Source organism: Terrabacter carboxydivorans, from assembly GCF_039532035.1.
Lineage (GTDB): Bacteria > Actinomycetota > Actinomycetes > Actinomycetales > Dermatophilaceae > Terrabacter > Terrabacter carboxydivorans.
Genome location: NZ_BAAARE010000009.1, coordinates 49,061 through 69,971, shown reverse-complemented (window position 1 = coordinate 69,971; position 20,911 = coordinate 49,061). Strand labels below are relative to the sequence as shown.

General features: G+C 72.0%; 18 protein-coding genes. 7 read left to right on the top strand and 11 right to left on the bottom strand.

The genetic code is table 11. From position 1 onward, the window contains the following. Positions 1–95: 95 nt before the first annotated feature. Positions 96–1,115 (bottom strand): helix-turn-helix transcriptional regulator, encoded by a 1,020-nt coding sequence (locus ABD297_RS11220; RefSeq protein ID WP_344255015.1) that lies wholly within the window; start codon positions 1,113–1,115, stop codon positions 96–98. Continuing rightward, positions 1,112–2,152, bottom strand: coding sequence for a helix-turn-helix transcriptional regulator (locus tag ABD297_RS11215; protein ID WP_344255014.1), 1,041 nt, complete (start codon positions 2,150–2,152; stop codon positions 1,112–1,114). Before ABD297_RS11215 ends, ABD297_RS11220 begins: the two co-directional genes overlap by 4 nt. A gap of 76 nt (positions 2,153–2,228) precedes the next feature. On the opposite strand from ABD297_RS11215, the gene ABD297_RS11210 reads away from it, so the two are divergent. Then, positions 2,229–3,341, top strand: a complete 1,113-nt coding sequence (locus tag ABD297_RS11210; RefSeq protein WP_344255013.1) for a DUF3866 family protein — start codon at positions 2,229–2,231, stop codon at positions 3,339–3,341. Between the two features lie 85 nt (positions 3,342–3,426). Here ABD297_RS11210 and ABD297_RS11205 read toward each other — a convergent pair whose 3' ends face one another. From ABD297_RS11205 to pafA, 3 genes are all read right to left on the bottom strand, one after another. Next, entirely contained in the window at positions 3,427–3,813 is a 387-nt protein-coding gene (locus ABD297_RS11205; RefSeq protein WP_344255012.1) for an FKBP-type peptidyl-prolyl cis-trans isomerase, read from the bottom strand. Between the two features lie 79 nt (positions 3,814–3,892). After that, positions 3,893–4,888: an FKBP-type peptidyl-prolyl cis-trans isomerase gene (locus ABD297_RS11200; RefSeq protein ID WP_344255011.1), complete on the bottom strand. Its 996-nt coding sequence runs from the start codon at positions 4,886–4,888 to the stop codon at positions 3,893–3,895. Positions 4,889–5,072: 184 nt separating this feature from the next. Then, entirely contained in the window at positions 5,073–6,464 is a 1,392-nt protein-coding gene (gene pafA / locus ABD297_RS11195; protein ID WP_344255010.1) for a Pup--protein ligase, read from the bottom strand. 182 nt (positions 6,465–6,646) lie between these two features. Here pafA and ABD297_RS11190 point away from each other — a divergent pair, with 182 nt between their 5' ends. Further along, positions 6,647–7,888 (top strand): coiled-coil domain-containing protein, encoded by a 1,242-nt coding sequence (locus tag ABD297_RS11190; RefSeq protein ID WP_344255009.1) that lies wholly within the window; start codon positions 6,647–6,649, stop codon positions 7,886–7,888. A 153-nt stretch (positions 7,889–8,041) separates the two neighbouring features. On the opposite strand, the gene prcA is transcribed toward ABD297_RS11190, so the two are convergent. The 3 genes from prcA to ABD297_RS11175 are packed head-to-tail and all read right to left on the bottom strand — an operon-like array spanning position 8,042 to position 9,875. Next, positions 8,042–8,842, bottom strand: coding sequence for a proteasome subunit alpha (prcA, locus tag ABD297_RS11185; RefSeq protein ID WP_344255008.1), 801 nt, complete (start codon positions 8,840–8,842; stop codon positions 8,042–8,044). Further along, the gene (prcB, locus tag ABD297_RS11180) at positions 8,839–9,672 is read right to left on the bottom strand and encodes a proteasome subunit beta (protein WP_344255007.1); all 834 of its coding nucleotides are present in this window, start codon (positions 9,670–9,672) and stop codon (positions 8,839–8,841) included. Before prcB ends, prcA begins: the two co-directional genes overlap by 4 nt. Next, positions 9,669–9,875: a ubiquitin-like protein Pup gene (locus ABD297_RS11175; RefSeq protein ID WP_030146057.1), complete on the bottom strand. Its 207-nt coding sequence runs from the start codon at positions 9,873–9,875 to the stop codon at positions 9,669–9,671. The genes prcB and ABD297_RS11175 overlap by 4 nt, the downstream gene beginning before the upstream one ends. 308 nt (positions 9,876–10,183) lie before the next feature. Between ABD297_RS11175 and ABD297_RS11170 the strand changes: the two genes are divergently transcribed. Further along, positions 10,184–10,948: a hypothetical protein gene (locus ABD297_RS11170; protein ID WP_344255006.1), complete on the top strand. Its 765-nt coding sequence runs from the start codon at positions 10,184–10,186 to the stop codon at positions 10,946–10,948. Next, positions 10,945–12,102: a hypothetical protein gene (locus tag ABD297_RS11165; protein WP_344255005.1), complete on the top strand. Its 1,158-nt coding sequence runs from the start codon at positions 10,945–10,947 to the stop codon at positions 12,100–12,102. The genes ABD297_RS11170 and ABD297_RS11165 overlap by 4 nt, the downstream gene beginning before the upstream one ends. Positions 12,103–12,108: 6 nt before the next feature. Here ABD297_RS11165 and dop read toward each other — a convergent pair whose 3' ends face one another. Together dop and ABD297_RS11155 are read right to left on the bottom strand one after the other, a co-directional pair. Continuing rightward, positions 12,109–13,629: a depupylase/deamidase Dop gene (gene dop / locus ABD297_RS11160; RefSeq protein ID WP_344255004.1), complete on the bottom strand. Its 1,521-nt coding sequence runs from the start codon at positions 13,627–13,629 to the stop codon at positions 12,109–12,111. Between the two features lie 79 nt (positions 13,630–13,708). Beyond that, complete coding sequence (locus ABD297_RS11155) at positions 13,709–16,300, bottom strand: lysylphosphatidylglycerol synthase domain-containing protein (protein ID WP_344255003.1); 2,592 nt, start codon at positions 16,298–16,300, stop codon at positions 13,709–13,711. 218 nt (positions 16,301–16,518) lie between these two features. On the opposite strand from ABD297_RS11155, the gene ABD297_RS11150 reads away from it, so the two are divergent. The 3 genes from ABD297_RS11150 to ABD297_RS11140 are packed head-to-tail and all read left to right on the top strand — an operon-like array spanning position 16,519 to position 18,948. Further along, on the top strand, positions 16,519–17,526 hold the full coding sequence (locus ABD297_RS11150) for an alpha/beta hydrolase (protein ID WP_344255002.1): 1,008 nt from the start codon (positions 16,519–16,521) through the stop codon (positions 17,524–17,526). Between the two features lie 40 nt (positions 17,527–17,566). Further along, entirely contained in the window at positions 17,567–18,556 is a 990-nt protein-coding gene (locus ABD297_RS11145; RefSeq protein WP_344255001.1) for a ribose-phosphate diphosphokinase, read from the top strand. Further along, on the top strand, positions 18,553–18,948 hold the full coding sequence (locus tag ABD297_RS11140; RefSeq protein WP_344255000.1) for a DUF3054 domain-containing protein: 396 nt from the start codon (positions 18,553–18,555) through the stop codon (positions 18,946–18,948). Before ABD297_RS11145 ends, ABD297_RS11140 begins: the two co-directional genes overlap by 4 nt. Positions 18,949–19,128: 180 nt before the next feature. On the opposite strand, the gene arc is transcribed toward ABD297_RS11140, so the two are convergent. Then, a complete protein-coding gene (gene arc / locus ABD297_RS11135; RefSeq protein ID WP_344254999.1) occupies positions 19,129–20,904 on the bottom strand; it encodes a proteasome ATPase in 1,776 nt (591 codons plus the stop codon). Between the last annotated feature and the right edge of the window lie 7 nt (positions 20,905–20,911).

Genomic DNA, 20,911 nt, shown 5'->3' with positions numbered 1-20,911 from the left:
GCGGCTGGTGGACGTGACCCCTGCGGCGCCCGACAGACCGGCAACTGACCACCATCCGGGCAGCCGAGACCACGATCCGGACGGCTAGGCCGGGCTCAGGACCCGTCGGCGTAGGCGGCCAGGGCGGAGCGCGTCTCGTCGGCGACCGCGGCGACGAGCTCGGGCGGCTCGACGACGCGGGCCTCGCCCCCGAGGCGGAGCACGAGCCGTCGCACGAGCGCGGGGTCGGCCACCTTGAGGGTGACGCGCAGCGACCCGTCGGGTCCGCGCTCGACGCCCTCGTTGGGGTAGTAGTCGGCGATCCACGCCGCCCACCGGCTCGCCTCGATGACGACGGTCAGGTCGTTCTCCCCCGGCACGAAGACGTCGTCGAGGTCACGCGGGCGCGCCCCTGCCGGCGGGGTGCCGTCGACATCGAGCGCCGATGCATCCTCGATGCGGTCGAGCCGGAAGAGGCGCACGTCCGCGGCGCGGTGGCAGTAGCCCTCGACGTACCACTGCGAGTCGAGGTTGAGGATGCGCATGATGTCGACGTCGCGCTCGGTCGACTCGTCGCGCGTCGCGACGTAGTAGCGCAGGTGCACGCGCCGGCCGCGCGCGAAGGCGTCCTTGAGCGTGGCCATGGCGGGATGCTGGCTGCCGTCGTCGAGGTCCAGGTCGATGCGACCGGCGGGCTCACCGGCCCCCGCGGCCGCGGCGACCCGGATCTTCTCCAGGGTGCGCTCGGCGACGTCGGACCCGACCAGCGTCGAGCCCAGGGCCTGCAGGCCGGCCGTCAGTGTCACGGCCTCGTCGCGCGTCAGGCGCATCGGGGCCGCGATGTCGTCGGCATTGTCGAGGTAGATGTGGCCGCTGTCCCACTGGGCGTCGATGAGCTCGGAGTGCCCGTAGCCCGGTGTGCCGCAGACGAAGAGCAGCTCGAGGTCCTCGACGACCTGTGCCTCGTCGACCCCGAACTCACGGGCCGCGTCGGCGATCGGGACGCCGCGGTGCTGGAGCAGCCACGGCACCATGTCGAGCAGGCGGCCGAGGCGCTGGGTCGCCGTCTCTGGAGGGCGCCGGGCGGCGCTGCGGCCCGTCGTGCTCGCCCCGGTCGTGCCGCTCGACCCGGTCATGCCGGAGCCCCCGATCGCGTCGATCCCTGCACGGTCGATCCCGAACCTGCCTCGTGCCCTTCGTGCGCCTGGTGCGCCTCGGCCACGGCGAGCAGCGCAGCGCGCACCCCGTCGACGAGCTCGGGCGGCGAGACGGCGACCGCGTGCGTGCCGAGGGCGACGATGTCGCGCTCGGTCGTGCCCCGGCGGTAGGGCACTTCGATCTCGGCCCACCGCTCGTCCACCTCGATCGTGCGCACGGCGTGGCGGCGCAGCGTGTGTCCGCGCCCGTGCCGCACCCGCACGACCGCCGTCCCCTCGGGCTCCGGCAGCTGGGCCTCGAGGGCCACCTCGGGCACGTGGTCGGTCGGGACGGCATACGACCCCGCCCTGCCCTTGCGACGCACGGCGCCCTCGAAGCGGCTGAGCCGGAAGGCGCGCTCGTCGGCGCGGTCGACGTCGAAGCCGGTGAGGTACCAGCGGCCGTGCCAGTTCTTCAGCGCCCACGGCTGCACGTGACGGGTCGTCAGCTCGCCGTCGTTCTTGCGGTAGCCGAAGGTGATCGGCTGCAGGGCGGACACGGCCGCGTGCACGGCCTCGAAGGCCGGCTCCTTGGTGCGGATGCGCGGCTCGGCACCGGCCGCCACCGACTCGTCGATCTCGACCCCCGACAGGCGCAGCTTGCGCAGGCCGGCGGAGGCGGCACCCGAGATGCTCGCCGTCGACCAGGCGCGCGCCGCCAGGGCGAGGGCGGCGACCTCGTCGGGCTCAAAGCTGATCGCGGGCAGGGTCGTCTCGCTCGCGTCGATGCGGTAGCCGACCTCGTCGTCGAAGAGGACGTCGAGCACCGTCGTCGAGATGGGGATGCCCATCTCGCGCAGCTCGTCCTTGTCGCGCTCGAACATCCGGTCGAAGGCCTCGTCGGAGCTGGCCTGCGCATAGGCCGGCAGGGACTCGCGGATCTTCTGCTTCGAGACGGGCCGCCGCGCGGACTTCAGCGCGAGGATGAGGTTGAGCAGCCGTTCGGTCTTGTCGGCCGAGGCAGACGCAGGGCTCATCGAGACCTTCCTGAAGGGGCGGCGGCGGGTGGGCAGTCCGACGCTACCCGAACATGCGATCGAATAGGGTCACCCCATGATCCAGTGGCGCCGGGGTGTCGTGGTCGAGATCCGCTCGCGCTGGGCGGGAGCGGTCGAGTATGCCGTCCGCCTCGCCTCCGGGGAGACCGTGCGTGCGCTCGGGTACGTCGAGGTCGTCGGAGACCTGGGCCCAGGGACCGCGGTGCTGCTCAACACGACGGCCCTCGAGCGCGGGCTCGGCACCGGCGGTCTCGCCGTTGTCGTCGCGGCGCCCGACGCGCTCCCCCGCCCCGTGGACGACGTCACCGCCGTGCACGGGCACGTCGTCAAGGCGCGCTACACGCCGTCGCAGACGATGGTGCTCGGCGTCGACGAGCAGGACAGCGAGCACCATGCAGTCCTCGCGGACGCCGACGACCTCGGCGGGCTGCCGGTCGTCGTCGCGGACCTCCACTCGGCGCTGCCGGCTGTGCTGGCAGGTCTGCGCGAGGCGGCCCCGTCGCTGCGGGTCGCCTACGTCATGACCGACGGCGGGGCCCTGCCCATCGACTTCTCGCGCACCGTCGCCGGGCTGCGCGAGGCCGGCTGGCTCGAGGCGTCGATCACCGTCGGTCAGGCCTTCGGCGGCGACCTCGAGGCCGTCAACGTCCACACCGGGCTGCTCGCCGCGCACCACGTCGTCGGCGCCGACGTCGTCGTCGTGTCGCAGGGGCCCGGCAACCTCGGCACCGGCACCCGGTGGGGCTTCTCCGGCACGTCCGCCGGCGAGGCGGTCAACGCCGCCGGGACGCTGCGCGGCCGACCGGTCTGCTCCCTGCGGATCTCGGAGGCCGACCCCCGCGAACGGCACCGTGGCGTCTCGCACCACAGCCTCACGGCATACGGCCGCGTCTCACTCGTCCCGGCGGACGTGCCGGTGCCACGCCTGCCCGGGGAGGTCGGACGGCGCGTCCTCGAGCAGGCGCGCGAGCTCTGCGACGCCAGCGGCGACAGGCTGCGCCTGCACGAGGTGGGCGTCGACGGGCTCGACGCGGCGCTGCGCGACACCCCGGCCCCGCTGCGCACGATGGGCCGCGGATACGACGACGACCGCGCCGGATTCCTCGGCGCGGCCGTCGCGGGGCGGTATGCCGCTGGGCTGGTTCGGCGCGCGTCACGCCTGGACTGACGAGCGAAGCGAGCGCAGCGAGCCAGTCGAGGAGGGAAGGCGTGACGTCAGGCGCGCCGAACCCGGCGAGCGGAGCGAGCCAGTGTTATCTGACGTCGTCGAGGTCGACGACGAAGATGAGCGTCTCTCCCGGCTTGATGGCGCCGCCGGCGCCGCGATCACCGTAGGCGAGGTGCGCCGGGATCGTCAGCTTGCGCCGACCGCCGACCTTCATGCCCTCGATGCCCTTGTCCCAGCCCGGGATGACCATGCCGACGCCCAGACGGAAGTCGAGCGCGCTGCCGCGGTTCCAGGACGAGTCGAACTCCTCACCGGTGGAGTGCGCGACGCCGACGTAGTGGGCGCTGACGGTGTCGCCCGCCTTCGCCTCGCGGCCGTCGCCCTCGATGAGGTCCTCGACGACGAGGTCGGCAGGCGCGTCGCCCTCGGGGAAGTCGATCTCGGGCTTCGTGCGGTTCGGGTCGAGTGCCATGCTGCGTGTCCCTCTCGTTGGTGACTCAGGTGACTGTGAATTTCTCGGTTGGCGAGCGGTTCGCCGGCCGAGGTGCTGCTCAGTAGGCGTCGAGGATGTCGACGACGAAGACCAGGGTGTCGGTGCCGGAGATCTTGGGCGGGCTGCCGGCCTTGCCGTAGCCGTCGGCCGGCGGGATGACGAGCAGCACGCGGCTACCGACCTTCTTGCCCACGAGCGTCTTGTCCCAACCGGGGATGACGCCGCCCACACCGATCGGGAAGTCGGCGGCCGCACCGCGCTGCCACGAGGAGTCGAAGACGCTGCCGTCCTTCCAGAGGACGCCGTGGTACTGCGCGCTGATGGTCTGGCCCTTCTGAACCGTCGCGCCGGTGCCCTGGACCAGGGTCGCCTGCTGGATCGTCGTCGGCGCGGCCGACTTGGGCACGGTGACGGTCGGCTCCTTGGTGGGGCCGTTCTTGAACTCCACGGTCGGCAGGCCGGCCGGAGCGGGCGTCTGGGCGCCGTCGACCTGCGTCAGGGGCGTGTGCACGTCGGCGATGTCGGCGACGACGACGATCGTGTCGGTGCCCTTGACGCCGAGCTGCTCGTTGCCGGCCGAGCCGAAGCCCTTGTCCGGCGGGATGGTGAAGGCGATGCGGCCACCCTTGGTGGCACCGACGAGGCCCTCGGTGAACCCGGCGACGATGTCGGTGCGCCCGAGGCGGTAGCCCTCCTCCTGGCGCCCGGCGGCGTAGCCGTCGTCGATGAGCTTGCCGCTCGTGCCGTTGTAGATCTGGGCGCGCAGGCGGACCGTGTCGGCCTTGGTCGCGGCCTTGCCGGTGCCGGGCGTCAGCACCTTGTGCTCGACGACCTTCGAGCTGATCGGCGTGGCGCCGAGGGTCACCTTGGGGGCCGTCTTGAGGTCGACGGCGCCGGTGGCCGTGACGCCCTTGAGGGCGGCTGAGGCCGAGACGGACGTGGTCGCGGTGCCGTTGGAGCCGGAGGAGCTCGACCCGCACGCGGCGAGGGTCGTGAGCCCGAGGGCAGCGATCAGGGCGACGGCCGTGCGAGCGGCCGGACGGTTGGGGCGCACAGGTGAGACTTTCGGTCGGGGCGGGCGGGCGTGGAGGTCCCGCTGGGCAAATCCCAGCCACTGTAACGCCCACCCTTGTGCAGGTTGCACAGCCCACTGACAGGTCGGGATGGCACGCAGGGACGGTCCGGCCGCCGATCGCGGAGCGGCGCAGGCGCTGCCGGGGAGCCGACGGTTGGGACCCTCAGAGCGGGCGCTGGACCGTCGGCGAACGGTCGATCGTCTCCATGAGACGTTCGACCCTCTCGTCCACCGACCGGAACGGGTCCTTGCAGAGGACCGTGCGCTGCGCCTGGTCGTTGAGCTTGAGGTGCACCCAGTCCACCGTGAAGTCGCGTCCGTGGGCCTGGGCGGCGCGGATGAAGTCGCCGCGCAGCTTGGCCCGGGTCGTCTGGGGCGGTCGCACCTTGGCCTGGAAGACCTCGACGTCGGAGGCGACCCGCGCCGTGCGACCGTGCCGCTGGAGCAGGTAGAAGAGCCCGCGACGACGGTTGATGTCGTGGTAGGCGAGGTCGATCTGCTGGATGCGCGCGTCGGTCAGGGCCAGGCCGTGCTTGGCCCGGTAGCGCTCGATGAGGCGGTACTTGATGACCCAGTCGATCTCCGTGTCGATCGCGTCGAGGTCGCCCGAGCCGATCGCGTCGAGGGCGCGGCCCCACAGGTCGATGACCTGCTTCGTGTCGGGGCTGTCCATGCCCTCGCGGTCGACGAACTCGACGGCCTTGTCGAGGTACTCGCGCTGCATGTCGAGGGCCGACAGCTCGCGTCCGTTGGCGAGGCGCACGGTGGCCCGACCGCTCGGGTCGTGGCTCATGGTGCGGATGGCGCGGATGGGGTTCTCCATCGACAGGTCGCGCATGACGACGCCCGCCTCGATCATCCGCAGCACCAGGTCGGCGCTGCCGACCTTGAGCAGGTTGGTGGTCTCGGACATGTTGGAGTCGCCGACGATGACGTGCAGGCGGCGGTACTTCTCCGCGTCGGCGTGCGGCTCGTCGCGGGTGTTGATGATGGGCCGGCTGCGGGTGGTCGCCGACGAGACGCCCTCCCAGATGTGGTCGGCGCGCTGGCTCACGGCGAAGCTCGCGCCGTGGGCGGTCGCGACGACCTTGCCGGCGCCGCAGACGATCTGCCGGCTGATCAGGAAGGGGATGAACATGTCGGAGACGCGCTGGAAGTCGCCGCCTCGGCCGTAGAGGTAGTTCTCGTGGCAGCCGTAGGAGTTGCCCGCCGAGTCGGTGTTGTTCTTGAAGACGAAGATCTCGCCCTCCACGCCGTCGTCGCGCAGGCGGCCCTGGGCATCCTCGACCAGCCCTTCGAGGATCCGCTCCCCCGCCTTGTCCTGGATGACGAGCTCACGCACGGAGTCGCACTCGGCCGTGGCGTACTCCGGGTGGGAGCCCACGTCGAGGTAGAGACGGGCTCCGTTGCCGAGGAAGACGTTGCTCGACCGGCCCCACGCGACGACCCTACGGAAGAGGTAGCGGGCGACCTCGTCCGGAGTGAGGCGCCGCTGGCCCTGCGTGGTGCAGGTCACGCCGTACTCGTTCTCGATCCCGAAGATCCGCCGCTCCATGGAGCAACTCTAGGCGGCGGCCGGACCGGACGCCGGGAACGCCCACGGGACGGTGGGGTGGCACGGGCCCGGGTGTGCCGTCCGACATGCCGACGACCCCGTGCCAGTCGCGGTGGAGGCTGACACAATGGCCGTCGTCCCCGCATGCCGTACCCCTCCACCATCCCCTGCATTGGACGGAAATGATCGACAGACCACACTTCAAGTTCTCCCGTCGCGGCTACGAGCCCGAAGAGGTCGACTCGTTCATCGAGTCGCAGAACCGCACCCTGCAGGCCGCCAAGAAGGACGCCGCAGAGCGCAGCGTCGAGCTGACCAAGCTCAACGCCGCCCTGACCGACCTCAGGGGACAGCTCGGTCAGCAGTCGCGCGTCATGGCCGACCTGAAGAAGAACAGCTCGCCCTCGCCCTCGCAGACCTTCTCCGACCTCGGGGAGCGCATCGCGCAGATCCTGTCCCTCGCCGACCAGGAGGCCGGCGAGATGCGCTCCCGTGCCACCTCCGAGGCCGACGAGATCCGCGAGCGCGCCAACCGCTCGGCCGCCGAGCTCAAGGCCACCACGGCCACGTATGCCGAGCAGGCACGGGCCCGGGCCGACGAGGAGGCCGTGCGCATCATCGCCCAGGCCAACCGCGAGGCCCAAGCCGTCGTCGCCGAGGCACAGAGCGTCACCGCGGCCCAGCGTCAGGAGGCTGCCGCCGAGTTCGAGGCGCACCGGCTCAAGGCGTCCACGGCTTCGGCCGAGCTCGAGGTCAAGCTCGCGGCCCGCCGTGAGTCGGCCGACGCGGAGTTCGAGGCCCGTCGCCAGCAGCAGGAGGCCGCCCTCAGCGAGAGCGAGTCGCGGCTGCGCCAGCTCACCGAGCGCGCCGAGCACGACGCCCACGAGATGCGTGCCCGCGCCGAGCGCCTGCTCGAGAACGCCCAGACCCAGGCCGACCAGATCGTCTCCGAGGCGCGCGACCACGCGTCGCGGCTGCGCGAGGAGTCCGACCGCGAGCTCGCTGCGGCGACGGCCCAGCGCGACAGCATCACCGCGCAGCTCGGCAACGTCCGCCAGATGCTCGCCACCCTCGGTGGCGGCGCACTGATGGACTCGCTCGGCGCCCCGGACAAGCCGGCACAGCCCGCCCAGGTCGCCGACGCCCAGCAGCCCGTCCCGGTCCCGGCCCAGCCGGCCACCGACACGGCTGAGCAGGCCGACGTCGACGCGTCCGACGACGCCCCGTCCGAGGACGCGGAGGCGTCCGAGACACCGTCGACGGTCTCGTCGGCTGACGCCTCCGACGATGCGTCCGACGACGAGCAGGACGACGAGCAGGACGACGAGGGCTCGCAGTCCGGCAGCTCCTCCTACGGCTCGGACCAGTCGTCGTACTACCAGCGCAGCGCCAACGGCGCTACGGTCGGCGCGAACCGCCGCTGAGTCGGCCACCTCTCCCCCCGGGCCCGGGCCCGGGCGGTGAGGCGGAGCAGGACCCGCGCGACGCGCACGACGAAGGCCGCCCACCATTACGGTGGGCGGCCTTCGTCGATGCGGAAGCGCTCCGTGGCGCCTCAGGCGGGGAGACGTCGGGCGTCAGGGAGCCTCGGGAGAGCCGGGAGACGGGCTGCCGCCGCTCGAATCCGGCTCCGGCGCAGTGGATTCCGCGCCGAGCAACCCCGCCGGCGCATCGGTCGTCTCGCGGGGCTCGCCGAGCAGCCGGGTCAACAGCGGTCCGACGATGCGCCGGAAGGACCGGCGCGGGCGGTCGCGGTCGAGCACGGCCACCTCGAGCTGGGCCTCGTCGAGGTCGCGGCGCTCTCCGTTCTCACCGGCGCCCAGCACGTCGACGGCCAAGCGCAGCACCTCGCTGAGCGTCATGCCCGGTCGCCAACCGGTGCCCAGTCGCTCCTCCGCCGCGTCGCTGGCTCCACCCATCGCGACGAAGCCGCGCTCGTCGGCCACGGAGCCGTCGTAGGTCAGCCTGAAGATCTGGTCGCTGTCGCTGTCCGCGCCGACCTCGGCCACGACGATCTCGATCTCGAACGGCTTGGACTCCTGGGTGAACACCGCCCCGAGGGTCTGGGCGTAGGTGTTGGCCAGCGCCCGAGCCGTCACGTCGGTCCGGTCGTAGGAGTAGCCGCGCAGGTCGGCGTAGCGGATGCCCGCGACCCGGAGGCTCTCGAACTCGTTGTAGCGGCCGACGGCGGCGAAGGCGATGCGGTCGTAGATCTCCGACACCTTGTGCAGGGCCCGCGACGGGTTCTCCGCGACGAAGGCGATGCCGCGGTCGTAGCCCACCACGACGACCGAGCGTCCGCGCGCGATTCCCTTGCGCGCGAAGTCGGCCCGGTCCTTCATGACCTGCTCGGGCGGGACGTAGAAGGGCATGCTCATCGGGCACCTCCCGGGTTGTCGCGACGGGAGGCGACGACGCGCTCGACGTGCTGCCCCAGCACGTCCTGCGCGACGAACCGGGCGCCGGAGTGGTCCACGACCGCCACGGTCGGCCAGATCTGCCTGCCGAGGTCCGGGCCTCCGGTTGCCGAGTCGTCGTCGGCCGCGTCGTAGAGGGCCTCGATCGCGACGGACACGGCCTGCTGCTCCTCGAGACCGGGACGCCACAGCTTCTTCAGGGATCCTCGGGCGAAGACGGACCCGGAACCGGTCGAGTGGTGGCCACCCTCGACGTAGCAGCCGCCCGTGACGTCGTAGGAGTAGATGCGCCCCGTCGCGGAGTCGAGGTCGAAGCCGGCATACGTCGGCACGACCGTCAGGCCCTGCATCGCGAGCGCGAGGTTGCCGCGGATCATCGAGGCGAGGCGGTTGGCCTTGCCCTCGAGCGACATGATGGCGCCCTCGATCTTCTCGTAGTGCTCGAGCTCGACCTGGTAGAGCCGGACGAGCTCGATGGCGATCCCGGCTGTGCCGGCGATGCCGACGACGCTGTAGTCGTCCGCCGCGAAGACCTTCTCCATGTCGCGGTTCGCGATGACGTTGCCCATCGTGGCGCGACGGTCACCCGCCATGACGACGCCGCCGTCGAAGAGCAGCGAGACGATGGTCGTGCCGTGCGGTGCCTCGATGCTCGCCCCGGAGGGCAGGCGGCGTCCCGTGGGCAGCAGCTCCGGGCGGTAGGCGGTGACGAACTCGGTGAAGGACGACGACCCCGCGCTGAGGAAGGCGTCGTCGAGCCGCCGCGACCGTCCCGGAAAGGACTGGGTCACTGGCCGCCCTTCTGCACGAAGCCCCGGACGAACTCCTCCGCGTTGGACTCGAGGACACCGTCGATCTCGTCGAGGACGCTGTCGATGTCGTCGGACAGCCCCTCCTTGACGGCAGCGCCGGCGGGCGCGGTCGGGGGCGCTTCGGGTGTCTCCGGCGGCTCCTCGTCACGACGCTGCGGCTTGGCGTGCTCCTGACCCGGCATGGCTACCTCCCAGACGTTTGGACCTCGTGCCCCGACCCTAACCCGTGCGGCCCTCCCATTCCGAGCACCCCGGACCGGCCGCATGCACGCCGCGGGACCGCTGATGCTCGTGACCCGCCGCCGAGTCGTCGCCGAGCCTCCGCCGACGCTCTCGCGGCGCGCTCCCAGCGCCACGCCGGGACACAGCAGGACAACCCGGACACCTTGCGCGCCAAGCGTTCCCAGCCGGGTGTGTCGCTGTTACGTTGACGCCCGACGCCGTCGACGACGGCGTCAACACACAACTGCATCTACTCGGGGGAGTAACCATGAACGCTGCTCAGCAGCAGGCGACCGCGCCTTCTCGCGGCCAGTCACGACGCGCCGTGGTCAGGGGGGCGGCCTGGGCCGTGCCGGTCCTGGCGATGGGCGCACCGGCGGCCCACGCCGGCATCAGCCGGTGCACGGTGACCGGCTCGATCCAGATGGGTCCCAACGTCTTCACCGACGTCGACGCCGTGTGCCAGGCCAACTCGCAGAGTCCTGACCTCGGCGTGCCCCGCATCCGCTCGGGCTACGGGCGCGCCTGGCTGCCCGTCTACGTCGAGATCTGCAACTGCACCGTCGACTCGGCCTGGTACCGCTTCCGCGAGGTCGACACCCTCAGCAACTTCCAGATCGAGGTCGCTGGTCGGCACAACGACCAGAACGGCTCGGGTGCGGGCTACCGTCCCGGCTTCAAGCTGAGCCCCGTCGGCGAGTCCGGTGGCTGCCAGCGCTTCCCGCTGACGTACCGGACGTCGCAGAGCCGCCCCTTCTCCACGAGCATCAGCGGCGTCCCCGGGAACGCGACCGGCGTCTCGATGACGGTGACGCTGCAGCGCAACGCCAGCACCTCGGGAAACGTCCCGTCGCAGAACGACCCCGGCTGGACGACGATCTCGAGCTTCACGGTGTCCGGTTCGGTCTGGCGCACGGTCCGCGTCGGGGCCGGCAACAGCTCCGACCCGGTCGACTTCCGGTCGTGCGGGGTCCAGTCCGGCGCCGCCGCTTCGGTGGTGCAGTCGGAGTCGCGCGTGGCCGGCCTCGATTGAGGCGCTCGACGCGGCAGGGCGTCGTCCGGGACGACGACGGCCTGCTGTTCCTCCGCGTCCTCGGTGAGCTCGTCGCGGTCCGCTTCGCCGGCCCCGCTGCGCGCGAGCAGGTGCGCCAGACCTGGTCCCGGTGCGTCGTCCCACCGCCCGTGGACGCCGCGGGCACCGTCCCGACCATCCGGTCCACGGAGTCCGACCTGCCGTTGACCCGAGCCCTCGCGCACCGCCTGACGCACGACCTCACGGATCTCGGCATCGACCTGCTGGCCGGCCGCGCCGTGCTGCTGCACGCCGCGGGTCTCAGCCGCCCCGGCGGTGAGGTCGTGGCCCTCGTCGCCTCGTCGGGCACGGGCAAGACGACAGCGGCCGCGGCGCTGGCCGCCGCAGGCTTCGGCTACGTCACCGACGAGACGGTGGCCGTGCTCGAGGACGGCACGGTCCCGCCGTTCCCGAAGCCCCTGTCGGTCCGTGTCCCCAAGGACGGCCCTCTCCCCCGGGAGAACCCCGAGGACCCCGACGAGAAGGTCCACGTCGGGCCTGACGCGCTGGGGCTGCAACGGTGCTCGGATGAGCTGCGCCTGACGGGCGTGCTGCTGCTCGACCGGGACCCGGCGCTCGTCGGTCGGCCATGGCTCGAGCGCCTCGACCCGCTCAAGGCCGCCACGGCCCTCGTCGGTCACACGAGCGCCCTGACCCGCCTGCCACGCCCCCTGCACCGGCTGGCCGCGCTGGCGACCTGCGGCGCAGGAGTGCACCGGGCGCACTACGCCGAGGCGAGGGACCTCGAGCCGCTCCTCCACGCGTTGCTCGACGCACCCTCGGCCTCCCCTCCCCCTGCCCTCGACCTCTGGTCCTGCGACGCAGCACGTATGCCGTCCGGTGGCCTCGGGAGCCACCGCGAGGGGGGTCTGGTGCGCGCTCAGGTCGCGGACGGCATACGCACCCGGGACGGCGCGGTGCTGCTCGTGGGGACCGACCCGGTGACGTTGAGCCCGCTGGGGCTGACGCTGTGGGACGCGGCTCGCGCGCCGACGGACCTCGCGGCCCTCGTCGCCGCGGCGGTGGCCGAGCACGGCCCCCACCCGTCGGCGCGTGAGCTCGTCGCAGCGGCGGTCGAGACCCTGCTCGACGCGGGGGTGCTCGTGCGCGCCTAGGGCCGACTACTCCGGGGTTGCCAGGCCGCGGAGCAGCTCCCCCACGTCGGCGCTCTGCTCGAGCAGCGCGCCGACCTGGGCGCGGGTGCCGCGCTCCGGCTCGAGGAGCGGCACCCGTTGCAGGCTCGCGCGGCCCGGGACGTCGAAGACGACGGAGTCCCAGCTCGCCGAGAACACCTGCGCGGTGAAGCGACGTACGCATTCGCCGCGGAACCAGGCGCGAGTGTCCTCGGGGGGCGTGGTCTGCGCGCCCTTGACCGCCTCTGGCGTCACGAGGTCTCGAAGCATGCCGCGGTCGCGCAGCCGGTGCACGAGGCCCTTCTCGGGGCGCACGTCGGCCCACTGGATGTCGATGGCGGCGAGGCGGTGGTCGTCCCACGACAGCCCGTCGCGGGCGCGGTAGCCCTCGAGCAGCTTGAGCTTGGCGACCCAGTCGAGCATCGAGGCGCACGACATGACGTCGCGGCCGAGCCCGGAGAGGACCTCCTCCCACAGGGTCATGACCTCGGCGGTGGCCGCCGGCTCGGGGTCGTCGCCGCGCGCGTCCAGCCAGGAGCGCGCCGCCTCGAGGTACATCCACTGGAGGTCGAGCGCGGTCACGGTGCGGCCGTCGACGAGCTCGACCGTCGCGGTGAGCGACGGGTCGTGCGAGACCGTCTGCAGCGCCGCCACCGGACGCCGCACCGACCAGTCCTGCGTGAGGTGGCCGTCCTCGATCATGCCGAGCACCAGCGAGGTGGTCCCGGTCTTGAGCAGCGTGGCGACGTCGAGGTGGTTGGCGTCGCCGATGATGACGTGCAGGCGTCGGTAGCGGTCGGCGACGGCGTGAGGTTCGTCGCGGGTGTTGATGATGGGCCGCTTCAGGGTCGTCTCGAGGCCGACCTCGGTCTCGAAGAAGTCGGCGCGCTGGGAGATCTGGTAGCCCGCTCCCCTGCTGTCCACCCCGAGGCCGACGCGTCCGGCGCCGCAGACCACCTGGCGCGTCACGAAGAACGGGATGAGGTGGCGCACGATGTCGGGGAAGGCGGTGCGCCTCGGCATGAGGTAGTTCTCGTGCGTGCCGTAGGACTGGCCCTTGCCGTCGGCGTTGTTCTTGTAGAGGTTGACCGGCGGCTGCCCGGGGCGCGCGGCGAGCAGGCGCACCGACTCGAGCGCGATGGCGTCGCCGGCCCGGTCCCACGTCACGGCGTCGCGCGGCAGGGTCACCTCGGGCGAGCTGTACTCCGGGTGGGCGTGGTCGACGTAGTAGCGGGCGCCGTTGGTGAGCACGACGTTGGCGAGCGTCGGGTCCTCGACGTCGGTGAGCTGGCTGGGGTCGGCGGTCTGCCGGTCGAGCTGCCAGCCGCGGGCGTCGCGCAGCGGGTCCTCGAAGGCGTAGTCCCAGCTCGACTGGTTGGAGCGGATCCCCTGGGCGGCGGCATACACGCTGACGACCTGCCCCGAGAGGAACATCGGGTTGGCCATCGGGTCTCCGGGCACCGAGATGCCGTACTCGGTCTCGAGTCCCATGATCCGCCGCACCGTCATGGCCCGACGATAACCGCCGGGGCCGTCGGTGCCGCGCGCGGTCCGTCGACCGGAGGGGTCGTATGCCGTGTGGCCGGCGCTAGATCGCCCCGACCTTCTGCAGCCGGTTGAGCGAGAACCAGCCGAACGGGATCGGCAGCCAGTAGGTGGCGAGGCGGTAGAGCAGGACGGAGGAGACGGCGGTGCCGCTGTCGACGCCGATCGAGATCAGGCCGAACGACATGGCCGCCTCGATGCCGCCGAGACCACCCGGGGTCGGGACCGCCGACCCGACGATCGCCCCGGCGAAGTAGACGACGGCGATGGCCGCGACGGGCGCTTGGGCTCCGAAGGCCCGGGTGGCGCACACGAGGGCCGCCACGAACGACATGTCGAGGAGGAGCGCGCCGCCGAGCAGCTGCGTCAGCTTGGCGGGGTGCTGCAGCACCGCGAGCACCTGCGGCAACGCCGAGCGCACCTGTGGCAGCACCCGGTCGGTGAGCAGCGCCCGGACCTTGGGCAGGGCCAGCAGGCCGAGCGCGAGGATGACGACGACGAGGATTCCGGCGACGAGGACCGGCGAGGGGCTGAACGACACCGCGGGCCCCGTGCCGGCGAGGACGCCGGAGATGACGAGCAGCACGAAGTACGAGCAGAACTGCGCCACCTGCGCCACGCCGACGCTGGCTCCGGCGATCGTCGGGGACAGGCCGGACGTCTGCAGGTAGCGCGTGTTGAGCGCGATGTTGCCGACCGCGGCCGGCGCCACGAGGCCGCTGAAGGCGACCGCGAGCTGGGTCATGTACGTGCGGACGAAGCGCAGGTGGATCTGCACGGCGCCGCCCAGGGCGATGGAGGCGCCGGCGAACGTCGCAGCCGCGAAGAGGACGAGCAGCGCGGCCCAGCGCCAGTCGGCGGTGCTGACGACCTGGCCGATGTCGACCTGCGCGAGCTGGGTGAGCAGCAGGTAGCCGGCGATGCCGCCGCCGAGGAGGGTCACGACGCCACGGGGCGAGATGCGACGCAGCTGCACGGGCTCGACGGCCTCGGCCCTGGGCCGGAGCGCCACGAGACGCTCGCGCAGCTCGCCCATGACCGACTTGTGGGACTTGAGCGCGACGCGCGCGTCAGGGCTCAGCGCGACCGGCTGGAGCACCGGCACCGCCCGGAGCACGGCGTCCTCGCCGAGGACGGCGACGGCCGAGGCCACGGTGCGCTCGGGCCCGACGGTGAGCGCGACCGTGGTGAGCAGCTGGGCCAGGTCGATGCGCAGGCTGATGTCGTCGGCGGCGACGTCACCGCTGCCGAGGCGCGAGAGGGCCACCCCGCCACGGTCGTCGAGGAGAATCGTCGACGGGCCGAGCTGGCGGTGGACGAGGCGGCGGCGGTGCAGGGTGCCGGCGAGGCGCCAGATCGCGGCGAGGCGGGCGTCGTCGAGCTCGCCGTCCACGTCGCTGAGCGCAGTGCCGTGCGGCTCGTCGTAGGCGATGACGGCCGAGAAGGGCCCCACCTCCGAGACGGCCACCGGCTTCGGCGCGCGGATGCCGGCGTCGTGCAGGGCGAGGCCCATGAGGGTGCGGTGCTCGACCTCGGAGCGCAGGGTCAGGGCCGGGGGCCGGGTGAAGCCGCTGCGCAGGCGCAGCACCCGGAGCAGTCGGCGGCCAGACGCGAGCCCGAAGGTGTCGCGGTCGATGACGTGGACGTCCAGCGAGCCCTGGGTCGTCTGACCGAGGTAGCGCCGGTCGCCGGCGTCGTTGGCGTCGATGAGCTCGAGCCGGGTCAGCGGCAGGCCTCCGGCGACGAGCACCGCGGCCACCTCCGTGCCGGGCGGACGGGTCGAGGTCACCCCGAAGACCAGGCGCACGGCCAGGCCGACCATCCAGCCGATGAGCAGCGAGCACGCGAGGGCGGCCAGGGTCATGGCGCCGGAGAGCAGGGTGGTGACGAGGGTCGCGATGACGACCGTGGTCGCGATGGGCGAGACCCACTTGCGGCCGGAGATGTCGGCGACCGTGAGCAGCGCCAGCATCGAGACGATGACGATGTCGAGCGGTCCGGTGTGGCCCGTCGTCGTCGGCCGCGTCAGGACGCCGGTGACGAACCCGCCGTTGCCGGACTGGACGAGGATCGCGAGGACGATGACGAGGACGCCCGCCACGACAGCCGCACCGAGCGCCTGGATCAGCTGCATCGGTCGCCGGCGGACCAGCAGGTCCGCCCCGACCCCGATGGGCAGGAGCAGCACCCCGATGCCGCTCATCCAGCCCAGGAGCGTCAGGAGCAGCCGGGGCAGCCCGCTCGTGGCGTCGGTGAGGTCCTGCTCGACCGCGCCGCGGGTGCCCGAGGCGAGGTCGGCGACGAGCAGCCCGAGGACGAGGAGCACCACCGCGGCGGCGAGGCGCACGCCGTCGGCGGGGCGGCGCACCCGCTCGGGGATCGGGGGCTCGACGACCTCCACGCCGGGCGGCGCCTTCAGGACGGGAGCCGACCCGGGCTCCTGCTCGTCGGTGTCCTCGGCAGGCTCCCGGTCGTCGAGGTCCTTGCCGTCGCCCTTGCCGTCGCCCTTGCCGTCGCCCTGACCGGTGTTCTGGCCGGTGTCCTGGTCGGTGTCCCGTCCGCGCGCGTCCGGGTCGCCTCCGGCCCCGTCGGTCGTCCCGGAACGGGCCGCGGACTCCTCCGCTGTCTGGTGCATGGTCTCCCCCGTGGTGTCGTCCGACGGCTCAGCACGACCGGCGCCACCCCCGTGCGGGGGGGGCTGCGTCCTCTCCGAGTCGTCGGGCATGGGTCAATCCTGCCTGAGGCGGCGCCCGATTCGCCGCAGCGCCACCGGGGCGGGGGCGCGTCGGCCGCTCCACCTCGGGCCCGCCGCCCGCCGCGCGACACCCCGGTGGTGGGTGCGAGACTGACGCGGTGACGGTCAGCGACTCCTGGGACATGCCCCTGCGCACCAAGCTTCTCGCTCGCGCCCTGAGCCGGTCGCGCAGCGCCGACCGCATGCAGACCGTCGACGAGATCGCCCGCAGCAGAGCGTGGTTCGCTCCTGCGCGGGTCCCTTTCACCTGGGTGACCGGACCGGTCCCCCGAGGCGTCGACATCGGCGCCACGAGCTTCCGGGCGCGTGACGGGCACGAGGTCGCCGTGCGCACCTACCGGCCCCGTGGCTCGCGTGGCGAGGTCCTGCCGGCCGTGCTGTGGTTCCACGGCGGCGGCTGGGTGCTCGGCAACACGCGGGGCTACGACCCCATCTGCGCCTGGATCGCCCACAAGGCACGGGTCGCCGTGCTCAACGTCGACTACCGCCTCGCGCCGGAGCACCGTGCGCCCCAGGCCGCCCACGACTGCGTCGACGCCGCCCGCTGGGCCGCGTCGGAGGGGGCAGGTGCCGACATCCGCCACACCGGCCTGGGACTCGCCGGCGATTCGGCCGGCGGCAACCTGGCGGCGGTGGCCGCGCAGGTGCTGCGCACCGAGGGTGGAGCGGAGGTCGCCTACGAGGCGCTGGTCTACCCCGCCGTCGACGCCACGATGAGCTCGCCGTCCGTCGCCCAGCACGCCCAGGCCCCGATCCTCACCCGCGGCGACATGGACATGTTCCTCGCGCACTACCTCGGCGACGGGGACGACGCGCTGGACCCGGTCCACCCGCTGGTCTCCCCGCTGCACGCCCCGGAGCTGGACGGTCTTCCTCCCACGCTCGTGCAGACCGCGGACCTCGACCCGCTCCGCGACGAGGGCGCGGCCTACGCGGAGGCCTTGCGCGCGGCCGGCGTCGTCGTGCAGCACACGAACTACCCCCGTGTCCCGCACGGCTTCATGAGCTTCCCCGGGGCGACGCGGGTGGGTGGCGCCGCCCGCGCCGAGCTCGTCGACTGGGTCGCACGCCACGCGCGACAGGCACGACACGGAACGGTCGGATAGTCTGCGAACGCACGCGAGTCTCGTGAGGGATGGTCTCGAAGTGAACGACGTCGTCGTGTTCAGCGGCTCGGCGCACCCCGCCCTGGCCGACCGGATCTGCTCCCACCTCGGGGTGACCCGCTCCCCCGTCGACATCAAGCGGTTCAGCAACGACTGCCTCCAGGCCCAGCTGCTCGCGAACTGCCGCCAGCGGGATGTCTACATCGTGCAGCCGCTCGTCCCGCCGACGCAGGAGCACCTCATGGAGCTGCTCCTCATGATCGACGCGGCCCGCGGGGCGTCCGCGGCGCAGATCACCGCCGTCATGCCGCACTACGCCTATGCCCGGTCGGACAAGAAGGACGCCTCGCGCATCTCCCTCGGTGGGCGCCTCGTGGCCGACATGATCTCGACGGCCGGGTGCCACCGGGTCCTGACGATGGCCCTGCACGCACCGCAGGTCCACGGGTTCTTCTCCACGCCCGTCGACCACCTGACGGCCATCGGGGTCCTCGCCGACCACTTCCGCGACAACGACCTGAGCAACTCGATCGTCGTCAGCCCTGACCTCGGCAACGCCAAGGTCGCGACCCAGTTCGCACGTCTGCTCGGCCTGCCCGTGGCAGCCGGCTCCAAGCAGCGGGTGGCCGACGACCGGGTCGTCATCGACTCGATCGTCGGTGACGTGTCGGGCCGGCGGGCCATCATCCTCGACGACGAGATCGCGACCGGCGGCTCGATGCTCGAGCTGATGGACCGCCTCAAGGACGCCGGGGCGACCGAGGCCGCGATCGTCTGCACCCACGGACTCTTCGCCGGCAAGGCGGTCGAGAGACTGCGGGACCACCCGTTCGTCACCGAGGTCGTCACGACCGACACCGTCCCGGCTCCCCAGGGCTGGCCGGAGCTCAAGGTGCGGTCGGTGTCGGCCCTGTTCGCCGAGGCGATCAGCCGAATCCACCACGGCCGGTCGGTCAGCTCGCTCTTCGAGGGCGTCGACCCGACGCACGCGCCGCCGCAGGCCAGGCTCCCGTTCGACGCGCCCTCATGAGCCGAGCCCCCTGGTGGCGCCGCCCCCCGGTCGCGCTCGCCGTCGACGTTTTGCTCGTGCTCCTCTTCGCCGGCATCGGTCGGGCGAGCCATGACGAGTCCGGGCCCGTGGTCGGTGCCGTGCTCACCGCCTGGCCCTTCCTCGTCGGGACGGGTGCCGGGTGGCTCGTCGTGCGAGCCGTCCGGCGGGTCTGGCCCGTCGAGGTCGCGCCCGGCGTCACGGTGTGGTTCTCGACCGTCCTCGTCGGCATGCTGCTGCGCCACGCGGTCGGCTCGGGCACGGCCCTCAGCTTCGTCGTGGTGGCGTCGGTGGTGCTGGCGCTCTTCCTGCTCGGCTGGCGTGCCCTCGGGGCGTATGCCGTCCGCCGCGCCCGCGCGCCCCACGGCACCTAGCCGACCTGCTCCCAGCCTCCCACCCTCGAAAGGCCACGTCCGGCCCCCTCGGCACCGTCGAAAGGCCACGAGTGGCCCCTCGGCACCGTCTAGAGGCCACGAACGGCCCTGCGCCACCTCGGGAGGGCAGACGTATGCCGTGCGGCCCGGCGACCCGGGCCACACGGCATACGGACTCCCTCAGAGGTACTGGCCGGTGTTGGCCGTCGCGATGGAACGGCCCGGCTCGGTGCCGTCCTTGCCCTTGAGCAGCGTGCGGATGTAGACGATGCGCTCGCCCTTCTTGCCACTGATCCGCGCCCAGTCGTCGGGGTTGGTCGTGTTGGGCAGGTCCTCGTTCTCCTTGAACTCGTCGATGCAGCTCGCGAGGAGGTGCTCGACGCGGATGCCCTTCTGCCCCGTCGTGAGGAAGTCCTTGATCGCCAACTTCTTCGCGCGGTCAACGATGTTCTGGATCATGGCGCCCGAGTTGAAGTCCTTGAAGTACAGGATCTCCTTGTCGCCACCCTGGTAGGTGACCTCGAGGAAGCGGTTCTCCTCCATCTCGGAGTACATCCGCTCGACCGCTGCGGTGATCATGGCGGCCACCGTCGCGTCCCGGTCGCCCCCGTTGACGGCCAGGTCGTGCTCGTGGAGCGGCAGGGTGTCGACGAGGTACTTGCTGAAGATGTCGCGCGCGCTCTCGGCATCGGGCCGCTCGATCTTGATCTTGGCGTCGAGGCGGCCAGGACGCAGGATGGCCGGGTCGATCATGTCCTCACGGTTCGAGGCGCCGATGACGATGACGTTGTCGAGACGCTCCACGCCGTCGATCTCGGCGAGCAGCTGCGGCACGATGGTCGTCTCGACGTCGCTGCTGACGCCCGATCCGCGGGTGCGGAACAGCGAGTCCATCTCGTCGAAGAAGACGACGACCGGGGTGCCGTCCGAAGCCTTCTCGCGGGCGCGCTGGAAGATGAGCCGGATGTGCCGCTCGGTCTCGCCGACGTACTTGTTGAGCAGCTCCGGGCCCTTGATGTTGAGGAAGTAGCTCTTCTCGAGCGGCTGGCCGGTGCGCGCCGACACCTGACGCGCGAGCGAGGCCGCGACGGCCTTGGCGATGAGCGTCTTGCCACATCCGGGCGGTCCGTAGAGCAGCACGCCCTTGGGCGGCTTGAGGGCGTGCTCCTTGTAGAGCTCCGGGTGCAGGAACGGCAGCTCGACGGCGTCGCGGATCTGCTCGATCTGGCCCGAGAGACCACCGATGTCCTCGTAGTCGACGTCCGGGACCTCCTCGAGGACGAGCTCCTCAACCTCGAGCTTGGGGATGACCTCGTGCACGAAGTTGGACCTCGGGTCCAGGGTGAGCGAGTCACCGACCCGGATGCGCTCGGCGAGCAGGGGCGTCGCGATGCGGCACACACGCTCCTCGTCACCGTGGGTGACGACGACGACACGCTCCTCGTCGATGCGCTCCTTGACGGTGACGACCTCACCGACGCGCTCGTAGCCGTGCACCGAGACGACGTTGAGCGCCTCGTTGAGCATGACCTCCCGGCCGAGGCCGAGCTCCTGCTGGTCGACGGAGGGGCTGATCGCCACACGCATCTTGCGGCCACCGGTGATGATGTCGACCGCGCCGTCGTCGGGCGGGTCGATCACGAGGCCGTACGTGCTGGGCGGCTGGGCCAGCCGGTCGACCTCCTTCTTCAGGGTGACGATCTGCTCGCGGGCGTCCTTGAGCGTGCGCACGAGGCGCTCGTTCTGCGACGAGAGCGTCGACAGGCTCGTCTGGACGTGGGCCAGCCGTGCCTCGAGCTCGCGCGTGCGCTGCGGCGAGTGCCGAGCCACCTCGCGCAGGGCCTCGACCTCGGCACGCAGGGCTGAGAGCTCTCGCTCCCCCGCGGCTGGCGCTCCACCCGGGACGCCACCGCCGGCGGCACCGTCAGGGTCTGGGTTGCGGACGTCATCAGACATCTCGGCC